The sequence below is a fragment of the Klebsiella sp. M5al genome, assembly GCF_002090195.1.
GTDB classification, from domain to species: domain Bacteria; phylum Pseudomonadota; class Gammaproteobacteria; order Enterobacterales; family Enterobacteriaceae; genus Klebsiella; species Klebsiella grimontii.
Genome location: NZ_CP020657.1, coordinates 5,474,226 through 5,498,657, shown reverse-complemented (window position 1 = coordinate 5,498,657; position 24,432 = coordinate 5,474,226). Strand labels below are relative to the sequence as shown.

Below are 24,432 nucleotides of genomic sequence, written 5' to 3'. Positions count from 1 at the left end.
CAGACCCGGCTCCGCCTTATCCGCTGATATTGTGCTGCTTTAATTTGCGCCATAGGGTCGTGGGGCTGATGCCGAGCATCACCGAGGCTTTGGTCCTGTCCCCGTCGGTTTTTTCTATGACATGGGTAATCAGCCGTTTCTCTTGTTTCTTTAATAAATCGGTTTCATCTGATGTCACGCCCGTGGCCGGGAGGTGAGAGCCCTCATTGTCGTCATCCGGCGATATTTGACTGACCTGCAGCAAAATCTCTTTGCTCACTCGATCAATATCCACCAGGACGATGAGTCGGTAGATCACCGCCTGGAGTTCACGAATGTTGCCAGGCCAGCGATAACCATGCAAAAAATCCACCGCATCGGGGGTAAAGGTTATTTGCTTACCCTGTTGATGAAGCAGGTGCTGAATCAACGGCATGATATCGCCCGGTCGCTGGCATAAGGCCGGTAGACTCAACTCAAGAATATTGATTCGATAGTACAGATCCTGCCTGAACTCACCGCTGGCGACGAGCGGGCGTAGATCCTTATTGCTGGCGGTGATCAGGCGAAAATCGGCGGTAATAAGCGTATCGCCGCCGAGACGAGAAAACTGCTTCTCCTGCAATACGCGCAGCAGTTTGACCTGTACCGATAGCGGCGCTTCGCTGATTTCATCGATAAACACCGTGCCGTTCATCGCCATTTCAAACACCCCCGGTTTTCCGCCCTTACGCGCGCTGGTAAATGCGCCGTCGGCATAGCCAAAGAGTTCGCTTTCCAGAATACCCTCAGGGATGGCCGCGCAGTTAATCGCGATAAAAGGGCTATGGCTTCTGGCGCTATGGTTATGAATACTCTGGGCGAAAAGCTCTTTGCCCGTGCCGGTATCGCCCAAAATATGGATGGGAAGTTCATGGCGGGCGCACAGTTTGGCTTTTTTTATGACATCGAGTATTGCTGGAGACTGACCAATAATATCATCGAAAGACCAGGTGGTGGAAAAACCGCGGAGCTTACTTTTTTTGTTGACGCTGTTTTGCCAAAGCGTACTCTCCTGGCTTAACCCCGTAATAACGGCATAAGATATTTTTCGGTTAGAAAAGTGGCGCACGGAAATATGAATCGTTACGCCGTTGATGTCTATAGCCTGCTCTTTGATGTCTAATTCATTAATAATGCTGGCGTAGATCTCTTTAAAAGCTTCTTTTTTGAATATTTTATCTCCAGCTTGACATTGGAATAATGCCACGCCGGTGGCGTTGATATTGATAATTTCACCAAGCTGATCGATGCACATAATACCTTCACGCGCCTGATTCAATGCTGAGTGGCTCATGATCAGTTTGCTGTGTTCTCGATTAATGTATTTCAATAAACTGTGAGCTTCATTGATGGCCTGCTCAATGGAAATATTATCGGTATCACCCATAATAGCATTGAGGTGATATTTTTGCGCCATTTCAGCAACGGTCAGCCCGCCGATTACGGTATGATAATTATTCTCCGAAAGATTTTTTATAACATTTTCAATATCGTGATGGTTGTAAACCTGGCAAATTTTAAACTCTTCATTAGTCATGTTTTGGTAATGGCGTAAGGCGCTACAAAACTGCGGGAAACCAACGGCGGCAATTTTTTGCGATTTGCTGTTGGCTTCCTGTAAGATGCGATAAACGCCATGGAAATCATGGGCGATTTCAATGACAGGGATAGTAATGTTGCTACGCAAAAGTGCGGCGGTACCGCCCCGGCTAATAATTATCTTAGTGCCGGATTGAATCATCTCATGGGCTTTATCGAGAACATCTGAATAACGAAATTCAAACACGGGGATATCGAGTTTCCTTTCAATAAGGACATTCATAATTCGTTGGGTTATTGTCCTGGAAACTGAAAAGATAACAATTTCATTATTATTCATGCATTATTCTCGCAGACATCAGGGTAGGCAAGTCTTAGTATATGATGAGAGCGAGGAGAATCAATGAGGGAAGTCATATTATGCGTGATTCAGAATAAAAGCCTTACGCCGATGTAGGCGTAAGGCTTAATAATTAGCGACTAGAAGCGCAGGCGGCGGTAGACAATTTGACCATTACACAGGGTAGCGCAGTTATCAATGTAACGGTCGCCTTCAATTTTAACGCCCTGAGTATCTTCAAAAACAATCTTCTCTTTTTGCAGTTTAACAATCGAAACGTCAGCAAAAGCGCCGGGCGCCAGGGTACCAATTTGCCCCTGCATCTTCATCAGGCGAGCGGGCGTAGCGGTTACCGCGCGAACAACATCGAAGAAGGACATTCCCATGTTGAGATATTTCGACATGACGTGGAGTAGGCTGTAAACCTTATCCGTCCGTAAGCTATTTCGCAAAGTGAGATCGGTACTGATGATATCCGGATAAAATCCTTGCTCCATGGCGGTTCTGGCAACGTGAAAATCAAAGTGGGCCACGCCGTTTGAACAGTCAAAGATAACGCCCCGGGACTGCGCCTCTTTTATCGCCGCATAGACCTCGCCCTGTTCATTAAGAATCGAGTGGCCGGTGCCGTGGAAGCAGTGCGCATAAATATCATCGGCATTAAAATAGCGGATCAGTTCATCGGCGCAGAGAAGAGAATCCGTGACGTGAACGCAAATCGTGGTATCGAGTTTACGCGCCAGGGAGACGGTAGAGAGAAGCGGGTCGCTGGCGTACTGTTTCCCTTTGGCGATATCCTGGCTGTAGCGTAGTTTCAAGCCGAGAATATTGTCTCTGTTGCCATTCAGCGTTTGCGCTATCTTCTCCTCGTTGTAATTTGCCGGATTGGTATTTTCCAGATAACCGGTCGGGCCGCCGCCGAGGGTAGAAAGCCCAACGTTGACCACGTTCAAATAGCTTTTGATTTTCACCATGGCAGGATGAATCACGCTATTGCGAAAAAGCTGATAATTTACCCAGCCGCTGCTGCCGGCATCGACCATACTGGTGACCCCATTAGGCAAGCATACGATATCAGGGTTAACGCTGATGGCGGTTCCGCCATGAAAAACATGGCCATGGAAGTCGATTAAGCCAGGCAGCACGATACAACCCGCGGCATCAATCACCGTTTCGGCCTGCAAATCATCAACGGCATTCAAGTCAACGATACGATCGCCGATGATGCCAATATTGCGATTAATATAATCGCGGCTATCAAGATCGGCGACCAGACCATTTTTAATCAGAATATCCAGTTTCATTTTATGCTCCTGTTAAATGCCAATAAACTTCCAGTAGGGTATGCCGATCAGGAAAAAGATTAATACGTTGACCACCACCATGATGGTGCCCAGCATCCAGAACGTTTTTTGTGGGACGTAGCCGCTGGAGAACGTAAATACGCCGGCGCCATTGCCATAATGCGTAAGCAATGCGCCATAGCCTGCGGAGAAGGCCAGAGATAGCGCCACGTACATAGGATGCGCCTGAGTCGTCATTCCCAGGGTAAAAAGTACCGGGTAGAATGAGACGACGAACGCGCTATTAGAGACAAAGAAATAGCGGACGGCAAGGCTGATAAAGACCAGCACGGCAATCGCGCTGATTTCATTCAGGTGTGACAGGTCGAGATAGTTTTTGATGACGTCGACCAGGAAGACATAGAACCCGCCTTTTGATAGCGCAACCGCGCACCCATAAAACGCGCCGTACCAGACGAAGGTCTGCCAGGCCGATTTTTCGCTCACCACGTCATTCCAGCTCAGTACGCCGAAAAGCAGCAGGCAGGCGAGGAAAGCCAGGCCGACGGGAATAAAGGCGATACCGGTGATGGAACCCGTCATCCAGCCGAGTACGCCCAGAATAAAGAATACGATCAGCAGCTTCTCTTCTCGTTTTACCGGACCGAGCTCACACAGACCCTTCTCGGCAATTTCATTGACGTTATCGATAACTTTCAGTTCTGGCGCGTAGATTTTATACAGTATCCACGGCGCGAGCAGCAGCACCAGTCCGGCTGGCACTACGGCGGCTTTAAACCAGGTCATCCATTCGAGATTCACTTTCATGATCTCGTTGGCCAGCGAGACGGTAATTGAGTTGGTCGCCATCCCCGTCAGAAACAGGCTGGAGGTTCCCATTGAGACGACGTACATCAGGATGGTCAGATAGGCGCCGATTTTCCGGCTACCGTCGTCGGGCTTCGAGCCCAGCGCTTCGGCGATATTCCTGAAGATGGGATAGGTAATGCCTCCGGAACGGGACATATTTGAACCCGTTGCCGGGGCCAGTACGGTATCCGTCACCATCATCAGATAACCCAGGGTGAGGGTATTTTTACCGTAGCGTTTTAGCAACAGATAGGCGATACGTTTACCCAGACCGGTAATGACAAACGCTTTGCAAATAATAAAGGCGCTGATGATAAACCAGACCATCGGGCTACCAAAACCCGCAAACAGAGGAGCAGGGTCGAGAACCAGAGAGGCAAACCCGAGAATAATCAGCATAATGACCGCATCGGTAAACGGACGTAAAACCAGTCCGCACAGCATCGCCAGATAGATGCCAACCATGTGCCAGGTCGGTGCGGCGACGCCTTCCGGGTGCGGTATTATCCAAAATAAAACGGGAAAAAAGATAATGGGCAAGAGTTTTAAATAAAGCATTTTTATTACCTTTGCTTTAAAGCCACGGCCCGTCAGGGCACCGCGGCCTGATATTATTTAATCAAATTAACGATACATGTCGTCGATAAACTCAACGCCTGTCTCATCCAGTGATTTTTTGACCCAAAGGCGATTCGCGGTGCCGTTTTTCGCGGCCTCTACTTTGCTGGCATCGAATTTTGCATAATCTTTGGCTTTATTTAGTACGGCTTCTGCGTCACCGAGGGGGATAACAATCACGCCATCCGCATCGCCGACGATCAGGTCGCCCGGACAAACCGCGACGCCGCCAACGGCGATCGGCGTGTTCACCTCGCCCGGACCTTGTTTAAACGGGCCTGCGGGGTTGGAGCCGGTGGCGAACAGCGGAAAATCGAGAACCGACAGCGCATCGATGTCACGGATTGGCCCGTCCAGCACGATACCGGCGACTTTCTTCATGCAGTGGGCGTAGGCCACCATGATCTCGCCCATCAGCGCTCGCGAACGGTCGCCTTCGTTGGAGACCACAATCACATCGTTCTCACCCGCCATATCCAGCGCGGCGTGCAGCATCAGGTTATCGCCCGCGCGAACTTTTACGGTGATGGCGAAGCCCGCCATAATCGGTTTTTTCGGCGAAGAAATACGTTTAATCCCGTTACCCAGTACGGCAATACGATTCATGGTGTCAGCAATATTCGCCGCCGGGAGCTGTTCAAATTCTTTAAGAAGATCGACGCTGCAGGCCGGACGTTTTAAAAAAATACGGTTACCAATAGTCATGTTTTTCTCCTTAAAAACCCGGGACCGGCCAGGACGGTTTCTTACCGGATAAGACTTCATCAATGCCAATTGCGGAATGGAGCGAGGCTCTGTCGGTCGCTTCGATAGTGGCGGCGCCAATGTGCGGGGCAATCACGATATTGCTTAGCGAGAAAATCGGATCGTTGGCATCAAACGGCTCTTTCTTTAAGACGTCCACGCCCGCTCCGGCGATAGCGTGGGTGCTCAAGGCGTGATACAGCGCTTTTTCATCAACCAGCTTTCCGCGTGCGGTATTAATGAAGTAGGCGCTGGGTTTCATCATGGAAAACTGTTTCTCACCAACAAAATCGGTGGTTTCCGCGGTCGTCGGGCAGTGCAGAGAAACGAAGTCGCTCTCTGTGAAAATACGGTCAAAATCGTCGGTAAGCTCTACGCCTTCGGGGATCTGCTGCTGGGTTTTATACGGATCGTAGGCGATAACTTTCATATTAAAGCCATGCAGCGCTTTGATTGCCACGCGTGAACCGATATTTCCCACGCCAATCAGGCCCAGCGTTTTACCATCCAGTTCCACTTTTGGCGTGCGCAATTTTGCCCAGTAATAATCTTCAAGCATCTTTTCCTGTACCAGCTTGAAATTACGCGAGCAGTGCAGCATATAAAATATGGCCAGTTCGGCAACGGACATGCTATTAGCAATTGGCGCATTTAATACGACTACGCCGTGACGTTTCGCTGACTCCAGATCGACCGTATCGTAACCGGCACCGTGTCGTGCAACGACTTTCAGCTTTTTAGCCGCCTCAAATACGCGATCGGACATTTTTGAAAGGCGTACGATAATACCGTCGCAATCTCCGATGTCGCGAATGATATCTTCTTCTTCCATCCCTGAGCCGTTAATCAGTTGATAACCTCGGCTTTCCAGATATTCTCTTCCTTCCGCCATAATTTCCTGCGGGAGTAAAATTTTGTACGTCATTTAACTATCTCCAGTGTTGATTACGTGGAGGTAATTGCATGGCGTGTGCCATAAATTAATTCAGGCGGGATGTTTTTCATAATTACTTGATAAATATGTTTATTTTGTTTTTTGCTTCGCTGGCTTTTGGTGATGTCCTTCACATCCTCGGACACCGCCTCGAGGTCGTGTATTTAATAATGAAATGGCTGAAATGCATAATTAAATGCACGATCGGTCAGCTTCACACTTTATTTTATTTGTATGGCGGAGGGACCGTTTGTACCGATTGACATTGCGTGCCGGACAACTTAAAACGTAACCAAAGGTTTGATCAGGAGGAATTTTGGCAATGAATAAATCACAGGTGGAGATATTCATGCTGATGGTTCGGGAGGGGAGTATTCATATTGCATCGCAGCGGTTGGGTATTGTGCCTTCGTTGATAACAACCAGCGTATGTGCGCTTGAAAATGAACTGGGTTTTAACCTGATTACGCGCGGCAGGAATATCAGAAAAGTTACTCTAACGGAGAAAGGGCACGCTTTTTACCGGCTTGCTCCAGAATTACTGAGATTACTCAATGCGATTGCGGATATTCGCGCGGGAATAAAACGGCCCGGCGAGTCTTCACCGCCGGGCAAAATAATCAGTTCAGCCCGAGAAAATACTGGGCGATTTTAAAATAGATAATTAATCCGGTACCGTCGATGAGGGTGGCGATAAAAGGCGCTGAGACCACCGCCGGGTCGATGCCGAGGCGCTTAAGCGTCAGGGGGATCACCGACGACACCACCGCGCTCCACAGAGTGATGCATACCAGCGTCAGGCTGACAATCAGGGTGATCTCCATGCCGATACCCATCATCCAGGCGCGAAGGCAGCCCGCCAGGCCGAGCATAATGGCGATCAGCAGCGAGGTTGAAACTTCTTTACGGATCACGCGTCCCATATCGCGCAGCCGCACTTCCCCGAGCGCCATCGAACGCACAAGCGTAGAGGTTATCTGCGTTCCGCTGTTGCCGCCGGTACCAATCAGCAGTGGAATGAAAAAGGCCAGCGCGATAGCCGATTCCAGCGCCTCTTCAAAATGCTGTAACACGCTGCTGGTGTAGGCTTCGGCGACAAAGAGCAGCAGCAGCCATACCGAACGTTTTTTCCATAGCGCCCACGGGCTGGTTTCCAGATAGGGCTTTTCCAGCGGCAGCGTCGCCCCCTGGCGCTGAGCATCCTCGGTTACGTCATCTTCCAGCAGATGCGCAATCTCTTTTTCCATCAGGCAGCCGACCAGCTCGCCCTTTTCGACTACCGGCACCAGATCGAGCCCGCGCTCGCCGAGTTCGGCGACTACCTGCGGGCGCGGATCGTCGGGCCTGACGCGAAACAGGCAGCTATCCATTAAATAACGAATGGATTGCGCGGTATCGCTCTCCTGCAGCAGCTTTTTTATCGATAAACTGCCGCGCAGTTTTTTTCCGGCGACGACAAAAACCTGGCCGGGGATCTCATCGCTGGCCAGCTGAGAAACGAACAGCTCACGGGCTTCATGCACGCTGAGATGTTCCGGCAGGGTGATGAAATCGGTACGCATGTACTGGGCGATCGCGTCGCCGTCGAAAGCTGAGGTGGCGTGGCGTGCGGCGCACAGTTGAATGGAAGACATGGTTTAATTCCCTATAAAAAATCACTCATAGGGGCGAACAAGACAGGATGAGCACAGGCAGATCCCTACGTCCTGGTTTTAGCACTGCACAACGTATCTGTCCGGCATGAACGCCGTCAGAAGTTACCTTGGCAACACCTTGATTCGATGGAAGCCTGTATTTCCCTGAGTGGTCTCTCTCGATACCAACAGGGCGGTAACTTATGTTTATGCAGGAGCCTCGCCATAACGAGATCGTTAAATGAGGCGTGATTATTAGCGAAGAGAGATAATTCACCAAGCGTATAATTCATATGGTTTATTAATGGTTGAGAAAAACCGCTACGAGGCGCATGGGCCAACGAGCCAGCATGATCGCATTAGCCCGCTCGCGAGTTAAAAAGCCGTTTATCGCCGCGCACAGTTTATGAGTGGGGGGATTCCTTCTCCGTCGGCAGGCATTGCAAATGGCCGTGGCGCACGCCGCGCTGGGCGATAACATCATCGGCAAAATGCTGAACGTCGCCCATGTCCCCCTTCAGCACGGCAATTTCCAGACAATCGTCATGATTAATATGCACATGCAGAGTGGCGACGGAGAGATCGTGATGGTGATGCTGGGTGGAGACTAAACGGCTGGCGAGATCGCGCTTTTCATGCTCGTAAACATAGGAGAGCACTGCGAAGCCCTGGATACCGTGCTCCTGAGTGGTTTCCTGGACCAGCGCGCCGCGCAGAATATCGCGGATCGCTTCGGAACGGTTGTTGTAGCCGCGGCGCTGGCTGAGGTTATCCAGCGTGTCGAGTAAATCGTCGTCGAGAGTAATGGTAATACGTTGCATCTGGCTTAAACCTTATTTCTGCGCACGGGAAAGGCGGGAAGTACCGCATTTTGTAACACGCGACCGGCGTCAGAGGAAAAAGTTAATGCGTCGCCCACGGCCTGTGTCTCAACGATTTGCCCCTCATCCATCACCATCACCCGCTGACAAAAGCGCTCTACCAGGCGTAAATCGTGGGTGATAAACAGGCAGGCGGTGCCGAATTGTTGCTGGAGATTTTTGAGCAGACGAATAACGCCCGCCTGGATCACCAGGTCGAGGTTAGAAACCGCCTCATCAAGGATCAGTAACTTCGGTTCTACCGCCAGCGCCCGCGCCAGGCAGACGCGCTGCAGCTGTCCGCCGCTCAGCTGCGGGGGGCGCTTATCCAGCACGCTATCGTCGAGATCCACCGCCTTGAGCATTGCGCTGGCACGGGCCAGCTGCTCCGCTTTGGTCAACGACAGCAGATGACGCATAGGTTCACGCAAAATCTCGCGTACGGTTTTACGCGGATTGACCGCGCTGATGGCGTCCTGAAACACCATCTGAATATCCCGCCGGAACGCCTTTTGCTTAGCGCGATTGAGCCGGCAGAGCGGTTCTCCCCGCCAGCAGACGCTGCCCTGAGTGGGCGATTCCAGGCCAACGAGCAGGCGCGCCAGGGTGCTTTTCCCGCAGCCGCTGCGTCCCAGCAGGGCCACGGTTTCGCCGCTTTTCAGCGCCAAAGAGACCTCTTTTAGTACCTTTAAATCGGTATATTGATGGCTAATCGCGGATACGCTCAGTAATGTCATCAGGCCAGCTCCAGACCATAGAGGGCGAGATGCGCCGCCACCAGACCGCGGGTGACGCCGTGCTGCGGGGCGCGAAACAGAGAGTCAACATCGCCCTGTTCTACAATGCAGCCGTTATCCATCACCGCCACATCGTCCGCCAGCCGCGCCACGACGCCCATATCATGCGTCACCAGCAGCATCCCGGGTCCGCGGTTTTGCATAATATTTACCAGCAGATCGAGAATGCGCGCCTGGGCCACCGCGTCGAGATCGGTGGTGGGTTCGTCGGCAACGATAAACGGCGCATCGCACAGCAGCGCCATGGCAATCATCATCCGCTGCAGCATGCCGCCGCTCATCTCAAATGGGTATAACTTCAGCACGCGCGGCGCGTTCTCCAGTCCGACGGCCTCCAGCGCCGCAATAAGCGTGGCGTCGTCTGCTGCTTTACCCAATGCCCGGCAGGTTTCCCGCGCGTGATCGGCCATTGTCCGCAGCGGATTAAAAGCGCTGCGCGGGTTCTGCATAATGGTGGCGATTTTGCTGCCGCGCAGCGCGCAGGGAGAAACCGGCTTGCCGTCGGCAAGAATGGTTCCCGCTGTTTGCCGCACGCCGGGAGGCAAAATGCCCAGCGCTGCGGCACAGGTCAGCGATTTGCCACTGCCGCTGCCGCCAACCAGCGCCAGCACACGCCCACGTTTGATCGTCAATGAAACGCCGTGCACCAGCGCACGCTCAGCCTGTAAGACGATGTTTTGCAGTTCAATGTGTTGCGGCATCAGTGGGCGTGCTCCGCGATCAGGTGGGGATCCAGGCGATCGCGCAGCGCGTCGCCCACCATGTTGAAGGCCATGACGGTGATAAACAGCGCCAGCCCCGGCCAGAACATTTGCAGCGGCTGGGTCCAGATATACTGGCGGGCGTCATTAATCATCACTCCCCATTCGGCGGTGGGCGCGGTGACGCCGAGGCCGAGAAACGACATCCCGGCGACGTGCAGCATCATATGCCCGATATCCAGGGTCGCCAGCACCAGCAGCGAGGGGAGCACCGCACCGGCAAGATGGTCGATAAATACCCGAATATGGCCCGCGCCGGAAAGCCGCGCGGCGAGCACAAACTCGCGCTGGCGCAGGGAGATCGTCAGGCTGCGCACCATCCGCGCATACCACGCCCAGTGCGACAGGGCGATGGCGATAATCACGTTGGTCAGCCCGGTTCCCAGTACCCCTACCATAAAGAAAGAGAGGATTGAGGTCGGGAAGGTCATAAACATATCCGCGACGCGCATGGTGGCCTGATCGACGCGGCCGCCGATAAGCCCGGCGCTGCCGCCGACGATGAGCCCCAGCGCCAGCACCAGCAGTAGGCAGGCCATTACCGAGCCAAGCGATACGCGGGTCGCCGCCAGCAGGCGCGAGAAGATATCGCGCCCCAGATGATCGGTGCCGAGCCAATGCTGGCCGCCGGGCGGCAGCAGGCGCGAAGGCAGATCGATGGCCTGCGGATCGTACGGCAACCACCACTGGCTGGTGAGGGCAACGATCGCCAGCAGGGCGATGATGAGCAAAGATATGCGGACTGACCCGCGTGAAGAGAAGAAAAAGTTCACGAGCGCGCTCCTTCATGGCGGCGAATGCGCGGGTCCAGCGCGGCGTTCAGTAGATCAACCATCAGGTTACAAACCACAAAAACGATCACCATCATCAGGGTAAAACACTGAATGACCGGGTAGTCGCGGTTAAAAATCGCCGAGACGGCGTAGCGGCCCACGCCGGGCCAGGCAAAGATATTCTCGATAATCATCGTGCCGCCAATCAGCTCGCCGATATGCATTCCCACGGCGGTAATCATCGGCAGCGAGGCGTTGCGCAGAATATGGCGACGCTCGGTTTGCTTAGCGTTCAGGCCGCGCAGTCTGGCCCAGGTTACGTGACGCTGCCCGGCGACTTCCAGCATGCTGGCGCGCAGCAGACGGGCGTTGATCGCCAGCGACATAAAGGCAATCGACACCGCCGGCAGAATGATGTGCCGCCAGCCGCCATAGCCCATCGCCGGTAGCCATTGCAGGTAAACCGAAAAGAACATTACCAGCAGGAAAGCCAGCCAGAAGTTGGGCATCGACACGCCGAGAAAGGCGATGATCCGCACAATAAAATCCGGCAGGCGGTCGCGGTGGCGCGCCGCCCAGATGCCGAGCGGCACGGAGGTGAGGAGGATCAGCACCAGCGCGGCACCGGCTAGCTGCAGGGTGGCGGGCAGAAAGCTCAGCATGTCATCCAGCACCGGACGCTGGGTGGCGAACGAAACGCCAAAATCCAGCTGCAGCGCCCGCCACAGCCAGCTGCCGTACTGGATGATAAGCGGTTGATCCAGCCCCAGCATCGCGCGGGTCGAGGCTACCATCTCCGGCGTCGGCGGCAGGTTCGACAGGCGCAAATAGTCGAGCGCCGGGTCGCCGGTGCCCAGGCGGAGCATCAAAAAAATAATCACCGAAGCGGCGAAGATCATCGGTATCAGCAGCGCGACCCGCCGCAGCGCGTAGCGTAACATCAGGGTTTCACCGGCTTAATCTGTTCAAACGGAATTTCAGACGCGATCGGCGCATAGGGGATCGCGCCCAGCTCCGGCCTGGCGACCACCATCATCGAGACGTAGCTGATGGGCAGGTAGACGGCATCGTTGTGCAGACGCGTCAGAATGTCGCGATACAGCGCCTGACGCTGCGTTTCATCGCGGGTTTCCAGTACCTCGCCAATCTCTTTATCAATAACCGGTTTGTCGGCTAAACCCTGCTGCGCCTGAAAATCGGCGTGCGATGGCACGCGCATTGAACTCATAAAGGCGTGCGGATCGTACGGCGCGCCCCAGGTGCGGTTGAAAATCATGCCGAAGCGACCATCGCGCTGACGGGCATAAATACTGCTTTCTTCCTCGCCGGCCAGCGCCACGTCGACGCCAACCTGGCGCATATCGGCCTGAATGATTTCGGCCATCGATTTGCTCAGCGCGTCGGTGCCGATAAACGACAGCTCAACGCGCAGCGGCTGGCCGTTTTTCTCGCGAATATCTTTCCCTGCAGGCAGTACCCAGCCCGCTTTTTCCAGCAACGTCTTCGCCTGCTGCGGATCGTAGCGACGCGGCTTCAGGCCAATATCGGCATAGGGCACGGTGGGGGCGAACAGCGTATCGGCAACCTGCTGGGTGCCGTACAGGGCGTTATCAATCAGCGATTTTTTATTCACCGCATGGTTCAGCGCTTCACGTACCGAGAGCTCGTTGGTGGGGGCTTTGGCGGAGTTCAGCGCCAGCATCACCGTTTCTATCGGCTGGGAAAGCTGGGTGCGGTAGGCCGGGTTGTGGCTGAAGCGGGCAAAGGTGTCGAGCGGCAGCAGTCCTTCGTTGCCGTAGAGCAGATCAATATCGCCGGTTTCAAACGCCACCGCGCGGGTGGTCGGGTCCGGGATCACCTTGACGGTAATCTTTTGAATGTGCGGCTTTTCACCCCAGTAGCGGTCGTTACGCACCAGCACGTCATACTGATTGAGTTTTGATTCCTTCAGTACCCACGGACCGGTGCCAATCGGCGCTTTAATGCCGCGCAGGGTCTCATTGTCTTTGAACTGCGACGGAGCGATAAAGCGGAAAGGACGCGGCAGCGACAGCTCCTGTAAGAACGGGTAATAGGCGCTTTTCAGGGTGATTTGCAGATGGCTTTTGTCGAGCGCTTTGACATCGACGATCTGATTGACCAGCTCCAGCCAGGCGTGGCGCTGGCGGTTATCGAGCACCACGCGAAAGTTCTCCGCCGCCGCAACGGCGTCAAACGCTTCGCCGTTGGAGAATGTTACGTCATCGCGCAGGGTGAAGGTCCAGACTTTGCCGTCCTCCGAGTGCCTCCAGCTTGTGGCCAGCCAGGGCTTCACCGAGCCATCCGCCTGATACTTCACCAGCGGTTCATACACCATGCTTTGGGCGTACATCTGATTGGGCGTGTAGAGGTGCGGGTTGAGCGGCCCCACGTTGACCGGCCATGCGGTGGTGATGTCATTCGGCGCGGCGGGGGCCAGCAAAGGAACGCAGGCGAGTAGCGCCAGCAGCGTGGTGCGTATAATAGACAAGGCTTTTTCTCAGCGACAGGAAAGTATGACGATTTTAATGATTCATCATACTTTCGGCGTAAGCTGGATCAATATAGCGCCTGAAAGTATAAGAAAACGATATCGCTCTTTTGGCTGTATGAGATGGCGAACCAGCCTGCAGCCCGGCTAAACGCAGCGCAAGCCGGGAAGCATCAGCTTCGGCACATTTCCCGGAGGCGATGCTGCGCATCTGTCCGGGCTACCGGCCCGCAGACGGCGGTGAACCTGTAGCCCGGGCAAGGCGCGCCAAGCGCCGCCCCCGGGAGCAGAGCGCAGAGAGGCAGAATGTTCCGCAGACGGCGGTGAACCTGTAGCCCGGCTAAGCGCAGCGCGAGCCGGGTAAAACAGGCCCATCAGGGCGTTCTGAACAGATCCAACAGCGTGGCGACCTGCTCATCAATAGGCGTTAAATCACGCTTCACGATCAGGTGCAGCGGCGTTGCCCGCCGCGCGCCGTGTCCCAGCGGCAGCGCTTTCAGCACCCCTTGTTGAAGCTGTGGGCGAATACGCTCTTCCGGCAGCCAGCCAAACCCAACCTGATACAGCACCGCATCGATGGCGGCATCAATAGTGGAAAACGTCCACGCGTCGCGGGCGGACTGCGGGTCGTTGCCGCGATCGGCGATGCGCACCAGCGGCCAGGGAGCCAGCGCGTTATCATCCAGCGGCCCTTCGAGGGCGGATAGCGGGTGATCGCGATGGGCGACGGCGACAAAATCAATATTCATCAGCCATTCGCCGCGGCCGGTAATATCCTGACGACGGGTCAGCACCATCACATCCGCCTCGCTGCGGGCCGGAAGCTCTTCCTCAACGTTTTCCAGCACTTCGGTCAGCCTGACCTGAGTTTGCGGGTAGCGCTGCTGAAACTGGCGCAGAATGGCGAACAGCCGTTCGCGTGGGAAAATGCTGTCGACCACCAGATCCAGCCGGGTCCGGGCGCCGTCACGTAGGGTAGCGGCATGGGTTTCGACGTAAGCGAAGGCCTGCAGCAGCGGCTTAACCTGACCGAGCAGCAGCTCGCCTGCCGGGGTCAGCACCGCGCGGCGTCCCGATGGCGTGAGCAGCGTGACGCCGAGGCGCTCCTGCAATAGGGCGAGATTATAGCTCACCGACGACTGGCTGCGGTGGGTCTCGTCCGCCGCCTTCGCGAAGCTACCCAGCTCGACCACTTTCTCCAGCAGCGCCCATTGTTCCAGCGTAGTCTTGTGCATAATCTATCTAAAAAGTGAATGAGTTTAATCCAAACATAGCGTTATTCATCCATTTTTTAAAGCAGTATGCTTGTTCTCAACAAATAGAGGAGAACAGATTATGAGCACATTCGACAAACATGACCTGAGCGGTTTTATCGGCAAACATCTGGTTTATACCTACGATAATGGCTGGAACTACGAAATTTACGTTAAAAATGGCACCACCCTGGATTATCGCATTCACAGCGGTATCGTCGCGAATCGTTGGGTGAAAGATCAGCACGCTTACATCGTTCGCGTCGGCGAAAGCATCTACAAAATTTCCTGGACCGAACCGACCGGCACCGACGTGAGCCTGATCGTTAACCTCGGCGACAAACTGTTTCACGGCACCATCTTTTTCCCGCGTTGGGTAATGAATAATCCGGAGAAAACCGTCTGCTTCCAGAACGATCATATCCCGCTGATGGTCTCTTATCGTGAAGCTGGCCCGGCGTATCCGACAGAAGTGATTGATGAGTTCGCCACCATCACTTTTGTGCGCGATTGCGGCGCGGATAACGACGAAGTGATTAATTGCCCGGCTAACGAATTACCTGACAATTTTCCTGGCAACCTGTAATCATTTTGAAATAGTTTCGTGATTCGCCTGGATTTTTTATATTCCCTGAACGATGTTTAAAGATAGATTTATTAGAATCTGGTTGAGCATCCGTTTACTTTTCGCCAATGCGTTCCCGCTATTTCTCCGTCCGGCGGGAACGCTACAGCACCTTTTTTTACGATAAATTCCACTCTATCTAAATGATTTTTAACAAAATCATTATGCATATCTAATTAATATTAATTTCTTAATATTATCCTAAGCAAAGCTGACTAAATTTAATAACATCTGAATACAAAATAATGAAATGCGCCATCGGGCTGATTTCGCGTTCATTTTCATTTTGTTTAGGTCAGCAGGTGCAGGATATTTCTTATCGACCCCGTTTTTCGGCGGGTCATTGACAGAACAGGAACATGATGAGCGATTTTTTGCCGTTTTCGCGCCCGTCGATGGGCGACGCAGAGCTGGCTGCGCTGCGTGAAGTTTTGCAATCGGGCTGGATCACTACCGGACCGAAAAATCAGGCGCTGGAAGAGGCGTTCTGCACGTTAACCGGCAACCGCCACGCCATCGCCGTCAGTTCGGCGACCGGCGGCATGCACGTCACGCTGATGGCGCTGGGTATCGGTGCGGGCGATGAAGTGATCACCCCTTCCCAGACCTGGGTCTCCACGCTGAACATGATCTGCCTGCTCGGCGCGACCCCGGTGATGATCGATGTCGATCCCGACAATCTGATGATTACCCCCGAAGCGGTTGAAGCGGCAATCACCCCGCGAACCAAAGCAATTATCCCTGTGCACTATGCGGGCGCGCCGGCGGATATCGACGCCATTCGCGCGATTGGCGAGCGTCACGCTATTCCGGTGATTGAAGATGCCGCCCACGCGGCGGGGACGTACTACAAAGGCCGCCACGTCGGCTGGCGCGGTACCGCCATTTTCTCATTCCATGCGATCAAAAATATGACCTGCGCCGAAGGCGGGCTGGTGGTGACCGACGATGACGAGCTGGCCGCGCGTATTCGCAGCCTGAAGTTCCACGGCCTCGGCGTCGATGCTTATGACCGCCAGACCCTGGGCCGCGCTCCGCAGGCGGAGGTGATTTCGCCGGGCTTTAAATACAATCTCGCGGATATCAACGCCGCGCTGGCGCTGGTGCAGCTGGACAAGCTCGCCCACGCCAATCAGCGTCGCGCCGCCATCGCGCAACGCTATCTGCGAGAGCTAGCGGATACGCCCTTCAGGCCGCTGGTGGCGCCGTCGTGGGAGCATCAGCACGCCTGGCACCTGTTTATTATCCGCGTTGACGAAGCCGCCTGCGGCATCAGCCGCGATGCCCTGATGGAAAAACTGAAGGCCATGGGCATTGGCACCGGCCTGCACTTCCGCGCGGCGCATACGCAAAAGTATTACCGCGAGCGTTTCCCTGAAGTTTCATTACCGCATACGGAATGGAACAGCGCGCGCATTTGTTCCATCCCGTTGTTCCCGGATATGACCGATGACGATGTCACTCGGGTCATTTCCGCACTGCACCAGCTGTCAGGACGTTGATATGTTTAGCTATCCTCCCGTGAAAAAGGTCTCGGTCGTCATTCCTGTCTATAACGAGCAGGAGAGCCTGCCGGAGCTTATCCGCCGTACCGATACCGCCTGCGCGACGCTCGGTCGGCAGTATGAAATTCTGCTGGTCGACGATGGCAGCAGCGATGACTCGGCGCGGATGCTCACCGAAGCCGCCGAGGCCGAAGGCAGCCACGTGGTAGCGGTATTGTTGAACCGCAACTACGGCCAGCACTCGGCGATTATGGCGGGCTTCAGCCACGTTACCGGCGACCTGATCATTACCCTTGACGCCGACCTGCAAAACCCGCCGGAAGAGATCCCGCGCCTGGTCGAGAAGGCCGACGAGGGCTACGACGTGGTCGGTACCGTGCGCCAGAACCGTCAGGACACCTTCTTCCGTAAAAGCGCCTCGAAGATGATCAACCGCCTGATCCAGCGCACCACCGGTAAAGCGATGGGCGACTATGGCTGCATGCTGCGCGCCTATCGCCGCCATATCATCGACGCGATGCTTAACTGCCATGAGCGCAGTACCTTTATCCCGATTCTGGCAAACACTTTTGCCCGCCGGGCGGTTGAGATCCCGGTGATGCACGCCGAGCGCGAATTCGGCGACTCCAAATACAGCTTTATGCGCCTGATTAACCTGATGTACGACCTGGTGACCTGCCTGACCACCACGCCGCTGCGCCTGCTGAGCCTGTTCGGCAGCGCTATCGCCCTGCTGGGCTTTGCCTTCGGCCTGATGCTGGTGGTGCTGCGTCTGGTGTTTGGTCCCCAGTGGGCGGCAGAAGGGGTGTTCATGCTGTTCGCGGTGCTGTTCATGTTTATCGGCGCCCAGTTCGTCGGGATGGGCCTGCTCGGGGAGTATATCGGCCGCATCTATAACGATGTCCGCGCCCGCCCCCGCTACTTTATTCAACGTGTTGTTCGCCAGCCGGAAACGGCATCTCAAGAGGAAGATCGTTCATGAAAGCCGTAGTCTTCGCTTATCACGATATGGGTTGTGCAGGTATTCAGTCTCTGCTGGACGCCGGTTATGACATCGCCGCTATTTTTACCCATCCGGATAACCCTGGCGAAAACCATTTCTTTGGCTCCGTGGCGCGTATCGCCGCTGAGCAAGGCATCCCGGTATGGGCGCCGGAAGATGTGAATCATCCGCTGTGGATCGAACGTATCCGCGAGATAAAACCGGACGTGCTGTTCTCGTTCTATTATCGCAACCTGCTGTGCGATGACATTTTGAATATTGCGCCGCAGGGGGCTTTTAACCTGCATGGTTCACTGCTGCCGAAATACCGCGGCCGCGCGCCGCTGAACTGGGTGCTGGTGAACGGCGAAAGCGAAACCGGCGTGACGCTGCACCGTATGGTTAACCGCGCCGATGCCGGCAATATCGTGGCGCAGAAAAGCGTAGCGATTGGCGCGGATGACGCGGCGCTGGCGCTGCACCGTAAACTCTGCGCCGCAGCGTCGGATCTGCTGGCTCAGGCGCTGCCCGCCATCCGCGACGGTAAAACCGAAGAGCGCGTCCAGGATGAAAGCCAGGCGACTTACGTCGGTCGCCGTACGCCGGAAGACGGTCGCCTCGACTGGGAACGTTCGGCCCAGACGCTGCACAACCTCGTCCGCGCGGTTTCCGATCCGTGGCCGGGCGCGTTCGGCTACGCCGGCGCAAACAAGTTTATCGTCTGGAAATCACGCGTGCGCCACGATCTGGCCGCCGCCAAAGCGGGGACGGTGCTCTCCGTTGCGCCGCTGGTCGTCGCCTGTCAGGAAGGGGCGTTAGAAATCGTTACCGGGCAGACCGAGCGCGGCGTTTATATGCAGGGTACCCAGCTGGCGCAGGCGCTGGGCCTGGTTGCCGGCGCGGTGCTGAGCAGCAAACCGGTGGTGGCGATTAAGCGCCGCACCCGCGTGCTGATCCTCGGGGTGAACGGCTTTATCGGTAACCACCTGACCGAGCGTCTGTTGCAGGACGACAACTACGAGATTTACGGCCTGGATATTGGCTCCGACGCCATCAGCCGCTTCCTCGACAACCCGCGCTTCCACTTTGTTGAAGGCGATATCAGCATCCACTCCGAGTGGATCGAGTACCACATTAAGAAGTGCGACGTGGTCCTGCCGCTGGTGGCGATTGCCACGCCAATCGAATATACCCGCAACCCGCTGCGCGTGTTTGAGCTGGATTTTGAAGAGAACCTGAAGATTATCCGCGACTGCGTGAAATACGATAAGCGCATCATCTTCCCGTCGACGTCGGAAGTGTACGGCATGTGTACCGACAACAACTTCGATGAAGACACCTCCAACCTGGTGGTCGGGCCGATTAACAAACAGCGCTGGATCTACTCGGTCTCCAAGCAGCTGCTGGACCGCGTGATCTGGGCCTACGGCGATAAGAACGGCCTGAAGTTTACCCTGTTCCGGCCGTTTAACTGGATGGGGCCGCGCCTCGATAACCTCAACGCCGCGCGCATCGGCAGCTCTCGCGCCATCACCCAGCTGATCCTCAACCTGGTCGAAGGTTCGCCGATCAAGCTGATTGAGGGCGGTAAGCAGAAGCGCTGCTTTACCGATATCAGCGACGGTATCGAAGCGCTGTTCCGCATCATTGAGAACAAGGACGGCCGCTGCGACGGGCAGATCATCAACATCGGCAACCCGGATAACGAAGCGAGTATCAAAGAGCTGGCGGAAATGCTGCTGGCCTGCTTTGAACGCCATCCGCTGCGCGACCGCTTCCCGCCTTTCGCCGGATTCCGCGAAGTGGAAAGTAGCGATTACTACGGTAAAGGCTACCAGGATGTTGAACACCGTAAGCCGAGCATTCGCAACGCGAAGCGCTGCCTGAACTGGGTGCCGACGGTGGAAATGGAAGAGACCGTGGAACATACCCTGGACTTCTTCCTGCGCACGGTTGAACTGACGGACAGCGGCAAATCATGAAACAGGTCGGCTTACGCATCGATGTCGATACCTTTCGCGGTACGCGGGACGGGGTCCCGCGACTGCTGGCTCTGCTAAGCCAGCACGGGATTCAGGCAAGCTTCTTTTTCAGCGTCGGGCCGGACAACATGGGGCGTCATATCTGGCGCCTGGTAAAGCCGAAGTTTCTGTGGAAGATGCTGCGCTCAAAGGCCGCGTCGCTGTACGGCTGGGATATCCTGCTGGCCGGCACCGCCTGGCCAGGGCGCAGGATCGGCGCGGGGAATGAAGAGGTTATCCGCGCCGCCGCGCAGGAGCATGAAGTTGGCCTGCACGCCTGGGATCACTATAGCTGGCAGGCGTGGAGCGGCGTCTGGCCGCAGGAAAGGCTGACGCTGGAGGTTGAACGCGGGCTGCTGGAGCTGGAGCGGATTATCGGTCGCCCGGTAACCTGTTCCGCCGTTGCCGGCTGGCGCGCCGATCAGCGGGTGATCAAAGCCAAAGAGGCTTTCGATTTCCTCTATAACAGCGACTGCCGGGGGACCGGGCCTTTTCTGCCGCAGCTGGGGAACGGCGCGCCGGGGACCGTGCAGATCCCGGTGACCTTACCGACCTGGGATGAAGCGGTGGGAAACGCGGTGGATATTGCGGGCTTCAACCGCTATCTGCTGGACTGCATCCACCGCGACGCGGGGACGCCGGTCTATACCATCCATGCTGAAGTGGAGGGCATTGCTTTCGCGGATCAGTTTGATGAACTGCTGACCATGGCCGCACAGGAAGAGATCCAGTTTTGCCCGCTAAGCCAGCTGCTGCCCGCCGATTTTAGCGCGCTGCCGCGAGGGAAGGTGGTTCGTGGTGAACTGGCCGGCCGGGAAGGCTGGCTTGGACGTGAACAATTACTCAATTCGGGTGTTTGATGAAAAGCATTCGCTACGGCGCCTCTCTGGTCGCCCTTTTTGTCCTCTATTATATACTGCCGCTCAACTTCCGCCTGCTCTGGCAGCCTGATGAAACCCGCTACGCGGAGATCAGCCGCGAAATGCTGGCGACCGGCGACTGGGTGGTGCCGCATTTCCTCGGGCTACGCTACTTTGAAAAACCGATTGCCGGCTACTGGATCAACAGCATCGGCCAGTGGCTATTCGGCCACAATAATTTCGCCGTCCGCTTTGGGGTGGTATTTTCGATTACCGTTACCGCGCTGCTGGTTGCCTGGCTGGCGTGGCGTCTTTTCCGCGATAAACGCGTCGCGATTCTGTCGCCGGTTATCTTCCTGACCGCGCTGCTGGTCTACGGTATCGGCACCTACGCGGTGCTCGACCCGATGATCACCATGTGGATGGCGCTGGCGATGTGCAGCTTCTGGGGCGCGACGCAGGCTCAAAGCCACGGCGGTAAAATTTTCGGCTATGTTTTACTCGGCGTGGCCTGCGGGATGGGAGTGATGACCAAAGGCTTCCTTGCGCTGGCGGTGCCGGTGGTCGGAGTGCTGCCGTGGGTGATTGCGCGTAAGCGCTGGCGCGAAGTGCTGACTTACGGCTGGCTGGCGGTGGGCGTCTGCGCGCTGGTGGTGCTGCCGTGGGGGCTCGCCATCGCCAAACGCGAGCCGGATTTCTGGCGCTACTTCTTCTGGGTGGAGCATATCCAGCGTTTCGCGGAAAAAGATGCCCAGCATAAAGCGCCGTTCTGGTACTACATTCCGTTCCTGATTGCCGGCAGCCTGCCGTGGCTGGCGCTGCTGCCGGGGGCGCTCAAGCGCGGCTGGACCGAGCGCGATGAGGCGCGCGGTGCGCTCTATTTGCTCGGATGGGTGGCGATGCCGCTGCTGTTCTTCAGCATTGCTAAGGGTAAGCTCCCGACCTACATCCTGCCCTGTTTTGCTCCTCTGTCGATTCTGATGGCGCGCTACGCGCTGGATGCGGCGAAGGCGGGGGTGAAAGCGCTGAAAATTAACGGCGCGATCAACCTGGCCTTTGGCCTGATTGGCCTGGTCGCCGTGCTGGTGGTTTCGCCGTGGGGCTTTATGCACAAGCCGGTATGGAGCCACATTGAGCTGTATAAGTGCCTGCTGGCGGCGCTGATATTTGGCTGGTGGGCGCTGATGGGCTGGCTGGCGATGAAGGATAACGGCCGCCGCTGGACCCTCGCCGCCTGCTGCCCGCTCGGGCTGGCGCTGCTGGTGGGCTTCGCTATCCCGGATCGGGTGATCGACAGCAAGCAGCCGCAGTTTCTGGTGGATATCGTCAGCGAATCGCTGACGCCGAGCCGCTACGTGTTGACCAATAACGTCGGTATCGCCGGCGGGCTGTCGTGGGAGCTCAAGCGCAGCGATATCATTCTGTTCGACAAGCAGGGCGAGCTGAAGTACGGTCTCTCCTGGCCGGACGCGCAGCACCAGTTTGTCGATCAGGCGCATTTTGCTGACTGGCTGGCGACGCACCGCCAGCAGGGACCCGTCTCGCTGGTTCTGCTGATGGACAAAGGAGAAAGTATGGCTGATTTAGCGCTACCGAAACCGGACAGCTTCTACGAGCTGGGGCGCGTGGTGTTTATCCAGTACCTGCCGCAATGAGCGTGTGGATCTGTCTGGTTTTCGCCAGCCTGCTGAGCTGCGCCGGACAGCTGTGCCAGAAACAGGCCACCCGCCCGTCCAAATCCGGGCGGCGCGGGCGCCATATCCTCGGCTGGCTGGGTTTAGCGCTGCTCGCTCTCGGCTGCAGTATGCTGCTGTGGCTTAGCGTGCTGCAGTCAATCCCGGTCAGTATCGCCTACCCTATGCTGAGCCTGAACTTTGTCTGGGTGACGCTGGCGGCGTGGGGGATCTGGCGCGAGCCGGTCGCGCGCCGCCACTGGCTTGGCGTGGGGCTGATCGTCGTCGGGATTGTTATTCTGGGGAGCCGTATCTGATGGGCTTAATCTGGGCGTTATTCAGCGTCGGCCTGGCGAGCGGCGCGCAGCTGCTGCTGCGCAGCGCGATGGTCGAACTCCCGCCGCTGACAGAGATATTCACCTTCCTCAACCATCTGCTGCATCTGCGGGCGGGCACGTTTGGCCTGACGTTCGGGCTTATGGGTTACCTGCTATCGATGGTCTGCTGGTACTTCGCCCTGCATCAACTGCCGCTGGCGAAAGCCTACGCGCTGCTGAGCCTGAGCTATATCCTGGTCTGGGCCGCCGCCATCTGGCTCCCCGGCTGGCATGAGCCTTTCCACTGGCAATCGCTGCTGGGCGTGCTGCTGATTGTCGCCGGGGTGCTGACGATCTTCTGGCCGGTGAAGCGGCAGGGCTAGCCCGGTAGCCTGCTTTTGGGGCGTCCGGGCCCGAGCAGGATGGCTAATTTACTGCCGCCCTTGGTGGTCTCCATCCATATTTTACATACGCTGGTTAACGGTACCGACAGCAGCATTCCCACTGGGCCAAGCAGCCATCCCCAGACCAGCAACGAGAGGAAAACCACCAGCGTAGACATGCCCAGCCGATGGCCCATCATGCGGGGTTCGAGAATATTGCCGATGATCATGTGCACGACTAAAAAGAGCGCGCCGACCATCAGACACTCATAATAACCGTTAAAAAGTAACGCCTGGACCATAGGCGGAACGGCGGAAATCACCGAGCCAATGTTAGGCACATAGTTCAGCAGAAAAGCCAGCACGCCCCACATCAGCGCAAACTGAACCCCCATCAGCATCAGCCCTAACCAGACAATCACCCCAGTCCACAGGCTAAGCAGCGTTTTCAGCGCCAGATAATGCGAAACGCCTTTTAAGGCCCGGTGCAGACCGGCGATGTGGATCTGCGGGTTGTTGAGGGCAAAGCGGAGTTTATAAGGCACATGACGGACTTCAAAAAGCATAAACACCACCGTCATCACCAGCAGAACGACGCTGGCCATAGCGCCAGAGAGCCCGGTCATCAGGGTGGTCGTGAACGTCATCAGCTTGTCAGAGTCTATGCGTTGCAGCATACGCTCCGGGGACATGTGAATATGCAAAAACGGCAGCGCCTCCTGCAGCCGCAGAACTTTTGCCGTCAGCTCTTTATTATATTTTGGCAGCATGGCGACAAATTCGTTAACCGATGCGGCCAGTACGCCAATTAACGCGGTGAGCACGATCAGCATCACCACCACCACGATAGTAATGGCTGCCGGGCGACGCACGCCGCGGCGAATAAACCAGGTGACCAGCGGATTGAGGACAATGGCGAAGAACAGCGCCAGTAATAGCTGCACGATGATATCTGCCGCGGCATGGATCCCGGCGAGGATCACCACCAGTGACGCCAGTTTAAGCAGAATATGCATACCCGTTTTATCGGGCTGAGGGGTTGTCATTCACGGTTCCTTTCTATGATTTTCATTAAGTGTAGCGGCTGGCTTGCTGCCAGGAATCCTAATCTGGCTGCTGATTTATAACGT

At 55.9% G+C, this 24,432-nt stretch carries 23 protein-coding genes and 1 riboswitch; of the genes, 9 read left to right on the top strand and 14 right to left on the bottom strand.

The annotated features are described in order from the left end of the window. Positions 1-16: 16 nt before the first annotated feature. The 5 genes from BWI76_RS26560 to BWI76_RS26540 form a co-directional block, all read right to left on the bottom strand. Positions 17-1,900 (bottom strand): sigma-54-dependent Fis family transcriptional regulator, encoded by a 1,884-nt coding sequence (locus BWI76_RS26560; RefSeq protein WP_024359795.1) that lies wholly within the window; start codon positions 1,898-1,900, stop codon positions 17-19. Between the two features lie 140 nt (positions 1,901-2,040). After that, positions 2,041-3,204 (bottom strand): metallo-dependent hydrolase, encoded by a 1,164-nt coding sequence (locus tag BWI76_RS26555; RefSeq protein ID WP_004134742.1) that lies wholly within the window; start codon positions 3,202-3,204, stop codon positions 2,041-2,043. Between the two features lie 12 nt (positions 3,205-3,216). Next, positions 3,217-4,611 (bottom strand): DASS family sodium-coupled anion symporter, encoded by a 1,395-nt coding sequence (locus tag BWI76_RS26550; RefSeq protein ID WP_004134744.1) that lies wholly within the window; start codon positions 4,609-4,611, stop codon positions 3,217-3,219. A 66-nt stretch (positions 4,612-4,677) separates the two neighbouring features. After that, positions 4,678-5,376 carry an RraA family protein gene (locus BWI76_RS26545; protein ID WP_004106638.1) on the bottom strand — a complete coding sequence of 233 codons (699 nt, stop codon included), beginning with the start codon at positions 5,374-5,376 and terminating at the stop codon, positions 4,678-4,680. Between the two features lie 10 nt (positions 5,377-5,386). Further along, complete coding sequence (locus tag BWI76_RS26540; RefSeq protein WP_004134748.1) at positions 5,387-6,340, bottom strand: hydroxyacid dehydrogenase; 954 nt, start codon at positions 6,338-6,340, stop codon at positions 5,387-5,389. 331 nt (positions 6,341-6,671) lie between these two features. Between BWI76_RS26540 and BWI76_RS26535 the strand changes: the two genes are divergently transcribed. Next, entirely contained in the window at positions 6,672-7,004 is a 333-nt protein-coding gene (locus BWI76_RS26535; protein WP_071830703.1) for a LysR family transcriptional regulator, read from the top strand. On the opposite strand, the gene BWI76_RS26530 is transcribed toward BWI76_RS26535, so the two are convergent. The 8 genes from BWI76_RS26530 to BWI76_RS26495 all read right to left on the bottom strand — a co-directional run bounded on the left by BWI76_RS26530 (position 6,970) and on the right by BWI76_RS26495 (position 14,918). Next, positions 6,970-7,983: a magnesium transporter gene (locus BWI76_RS26530; protein WP_004134750.1), complete on the bottom strand. Its 1,014-nt coding sequence runs from the start codon at positions 7,981-7,983 to the stop codon at positions 6,970-6,972. The two genes, BWI76_RS26535 and BWI76_RS26530, sit on opposite strands and share 35 nt — an antisense overlap. A 56-nt stretch (positions 7,984-8,039) precedes the next feature. Further along, positions 8,040-8,223, bottom strand: a riboswitch (M-box (ykoK) riboswitch). Positions 8,224-8,387: 164 nt separating this feature from the next. After that, complete coding sequence (gene nikR, locus BWI76_RS26525; RefSeq protein WP_004134751.1) at positions 8,388-8,804, bottom strand: nickel-responsive transcriptional regulator NikR; 417 nt, start codon at positions 8,802-8,804, stop codon at positions 8,388-8,390. A 5-nt stretch (positions 8,805-8,809) separates the two neighbouring features. Continuing rightward, on the bottom strand, positions 8,810-9,580 hold the full coding sequence (nikE, locus tag BWI76_RS26520; RefSeq protein WP_004134753.1) for a nickel import ATP-binding protein NikE: 771 nt from the start codon (positions 9,578-9,580) through the stop codon (positions 8,810-8,812). Further along, entirely contained in the window at positions 9,580-10,341 is a 762-nt protein-coding gene (nikD, locus tag BWI76_RS26515) for a nickel import ATP-binding protein NikD (RefSeq protein WP_064371546.1), read from the bottom strand. Before nikD ends, nikE begins: the two co-directional genes overlap by 1 nt. Then, positions 10,341-11,174, bottom strand: a complete 834-nt coding sequence (gene nikC, locus BWI76_RS26510; RefSeq protein ID WP_004134761.1) for a nickel ABC transporter permease subunit NikC — start codon at positions 11,172-11,174, stop codon at positions 10,341-10,343. Before nikC ends, nikD begins: the two co-directional genes overlap by 1 nt. After that, positions 11,171-12,115 carry a nickel ABC transporter permease subunit NikB gene (gene nikB, locus BWI76_RS26505; RefSeq protein ID WP_004134764.1) on the bottom strand — a complete coding sequence of 315 codons (945 nt, stop codon included), beginning with the start codon at positions 12,113-12,115 and terminating at the stop codon, positions 11,171-11,173. The genes nikC and nikB overlap by 4 nt, the downstream gene beginning before the upstream one ends. Next, positions 12,115-13,683, bottom strand: coding sequence for a nickel ABC transporter substrate-binding protein (gene nikA, locus BWI76_RS26500; RefSeq protein ID WP_064371547.1), 1,569 nt, complete (start codon positions 13,681-13,683; stop codon positions 12,115-12,117). The genes nikB and nikA overlap by 1 nt, the downstream gene beginning before the upstream one ends. 374 nt (positions 13,684-14,057) lie before the next feature. Continuing rightward, complete coding sequence (locus tag BWI76_RS26495; RefSeq protein ID WP_024359805.1) at positions 14,058-14,918, bottom strand: LysR family transcriptional regulator; 861 nt, start codon at positions 14,916-14,918, stop codon at positions 14,058-14,060. Between the two features lie 97 nt (positions 14,919-15,015). On the opposite strand from BWI76_RS26495, the gene BWI76_RS26490 reads away from it, so the two are divergent. From BWI76_RS26490 to arnF, 8 genes are all read left to right on the top strand, one after another. After that, on the top strand, positions 15,016-15,522 hold the full coding sequence (locus tag BWI76_RS26490) for a phenolic acid decarboxylase (RefSeq protein WP_024359806.1): 507 nt from the start codon (positions 15,016-15,018) through the stop codon (positions 15,520-15,522). Positions 15,523-15,923: 401 nt separating this feature from the next. Continuing rightward, entirely contained in the window at positions 15,924-17,063 is a 1,140-nt protein-coding gene (gene arnB, locus BWI76_RS26485) for a UDP-4-amino-4-deoxy-L-arabinose aminotransferase (RefSeq protein WP_049087057.1), read from the top strand. A 1-nt stretch (position 17,064) separates the two neighbouring features. Further along, positions 17,065-18,048, top strand: coding sequence for an undecaprenyl-phosphate 4-deoxy-4-formamido-L-arabinose transferase (gene arnC, locus BWI76_RS26480; protein WP_004134773.1), 984 nt, complete (start codon positions 17,065-17,067; stop codon positions 18,046-18,048). Continuing rightward, positions 18,045-20,030, top strand: coding sequence for a bifunctional UDP-4-amino-4-deoxy-L-arabinose formyltransferase/UDP-glucuronic acid oxidase ArnA (gene arnA / locus BWI76_RS26475; protein ID WP_004134775.1), 1,986 nt, complete (start codon positions 18,045-18,047; stop codon positions 20,028-20,030). The genes arnC and arnA overlap by 4 nt, the downstream gene beginning before the upstream one ends. Beyond that, entirely contained in the window at positions 20,027-20,929 is a 903-nt protein-coding gene (arnD, locus tag BWI76_RS26470; protein ID WP_004134777.1) for a 4-deoxy-4-formamido-L-arabinose-phosphoundecaprenol deformylase, read from the top strand. Before arnA ends, arnD begins: the two co-directional genes overlap by 4 nt. Continuing rightward, the gene (gene arnT, locus BWI76_RS26465; protein WP_004134779.1) at positions 20,929-22,584 is read left to right on the top strand and encodes a lipid IV(A) 4-amino-4-deoxy-L-arabinosyltransferase; all 1,656 of its coding nucleotides are present in this window, start codon (positions 20,929-20,931) and stop codon (positions 22,582-22,584) included. The genes arnD and arnT overlap by 1 nt, the downstream gene beginning before the upstream one ends. After that, positions 22,581-22,919, top strand: a complete 339-nt coding sequence (gene arnE / locus BWI76_RS26460; RefSeq protein ID WP_004134781.1) for a 4-amino-4-deoxy-L-arabinose-phosphoundecaprenol flippase subunit ArnE — start codon at positions 22,581-22,583, stop codon at positions 22,917-22,919. Before arnT ends, arnE begins: the two co-directional genes overlap by 4 nt. Further along, complete coding sequence (gene arnF, locus BWI76_RS26455) at positions 22,919-23,302, top strand: 4-amino-4-deoxy-L-arabinose-phosphoundecaprenol flippase subunit ArnF (protein ID WP_004134783.1); 384 nt, start codon at positions 22,919-22,921, stop codon at positions 23,300-23,302. Before arnE ends, arnF begins: the two co-directional genes overlap by 1 nt. Here arnF and BWI76_RS26450 read toward each other — a convergent pair. Further along, a complete protein-coding gene (locus tag BWI76_RS26450) occupies positions 23,299-24,348 on the bottom strand; it encodes an AI-2E family transporter (protein WP_004134785.1) in 1,050 nt (349 codons plus the stop codon). The genes arnF and BWI76_RS26450 overlap by 4 nt on opposite strands. Positions 24,349-24,432 lie beyond the last annotated feature (84 nt).

Excerpts from the sequence above, each read along its gene's own strand:
- BWI76_RS26560 (WP_024359795.1), bottom strand. The coding sequence starts at position 1,900 with ATGAATAATAATGAAATTGTTATCTTTTCAGTTTCCAGGACAATAACC.
- BWI76_RS26555 (WP_004134742.1), bottom strand. The coding sequence starts at position 3,204 with ATGAAACTGGATATTCTGATTAAAAATGGTCTGGTCGCCGATCTTGAT.
- BWI76_RS26550 (WP_004134744.1), bottom strand. The coding sequence starts at position 4,611 with ATGCTTTATTTAAAACTCTTGCCCATTATCTTTTTTCCCGTTTTATTT.
- BWI76_RS26545 (WP_004106638.1), bottom strand. The coding sequence starts at position 5,376 with ATGACTATTGGTAACCGTATTTTTTTAAAACGTCCGGCCTGCAGCGTC.
- BWI76_RS26540 (WP_004134748.1), bottom strand. The coding sequence starts at position 6,340 with ATGACGTACAAAATTTTACTCCCGCAGGAAATTATGGCGGAAGGAAGA.
- BWI76_RS26535 (WP_071830703.1), top strand. The coding sequence starts at position 6,672 with ATGAATAAATCACAGGTGGAGATATTCATGCTGATGGTTCGGGAGGGG.
- BWI76_RS26530 (WP_004134750.1), bottom strand. The coding sequence starts at position 7,983 with ATGTCTTCCATTCAACTGTGCGCCGCACGCCACGCCACCTCAGCTTTC.
- nikR (WP_004134751.1), bottom strand. The coding sequence starts at position 8,804 with ATGCAACGTATTACCATTACTCTCGACGACGATTTACTCGACACGCTG.
- nikE (WP_004134753.1), bottom strand. The coding sequence starts at position 9,580 with ATGACATTACTGAGCGTATCCGCGATTAGCCATCAATATACCGATTTA.
- nikD (WP_064371546.1), bottom strand. The coding sequence starts at position 10,341 with ATGCCGCAACACATTGAACTGCAAAACATCGTCTTACAGGCTGAGCGT.
- nikB (WP_004134764.1), bottom strand. The coding sequence starts at position 12,115 with ATGTTACGCTACGCGCTGCGGCGGGTCGCGCTGCTGATACCGATGATC.
- BWI76_RS26495 (WP_024359805.1), bottom strand. The coding sequence starts at position 14,918 with ATGCACAAGACTACGCTGGAACAATGGGCGCTGCTGGAGAAAGTGGTC.
- arnB (WP_049087057.1), top strand. The coding sequence starts at position 15,924 with ATGAGCGATTTTTTGCCGTTTTCGCGCCCGTCGATGGGCGACGCAGAG.
- arnC (WP_004134773.1), top strand. The coding sequence starts at position 17,065 with ATGTTTAGCTATCCTCCCGTGAAAAAGGTCTCGGTCGTCATTCCTGTC.
- arnA (WP_004134775.1), top strand. The coding sequence starts at position 18,045 with ATGAAAGCCGTAGTCTTCGCTTATCACGATATGGGTTGTGCAGGTATT.
- arnD (WP_004134777.1), top strand. The coding sequence starts at position 20,027 with ATGAAACAGGTCGGCTTACGCATCGATGTCGATACCTTTCGCGGTACG.
- arnT (WP_004134779.1), top strand. The coding sequence starts at position 20,929 with ATGAAAAGCATTCGCTACGGCGCCTCTCTGGTCGCCCTTTTTGTCCTC.
- arnE (WP_004134781.1), top strand. The coding sequence starts at position 22,581 with ATGAGCGTGTGGATCTGTCTGGTTTTCGCCAGCCTGCTGAGCTGCGCC.
- arnF (WP_004134783.1), top strand. The coding sequence starts at position 22,919 with ATGGGCTTAATCTGGGCGTTATTCAGCGTCGGCCTGGCGAGCGGCGCG.
- BWI76_RS26450 (WP_004134785.1), bottom strand. The coding sequence starts at position 24,348 with ATGACAACCCCTCAGCCCGATAAAACGGGTATGCATATTCTGCTTAAA.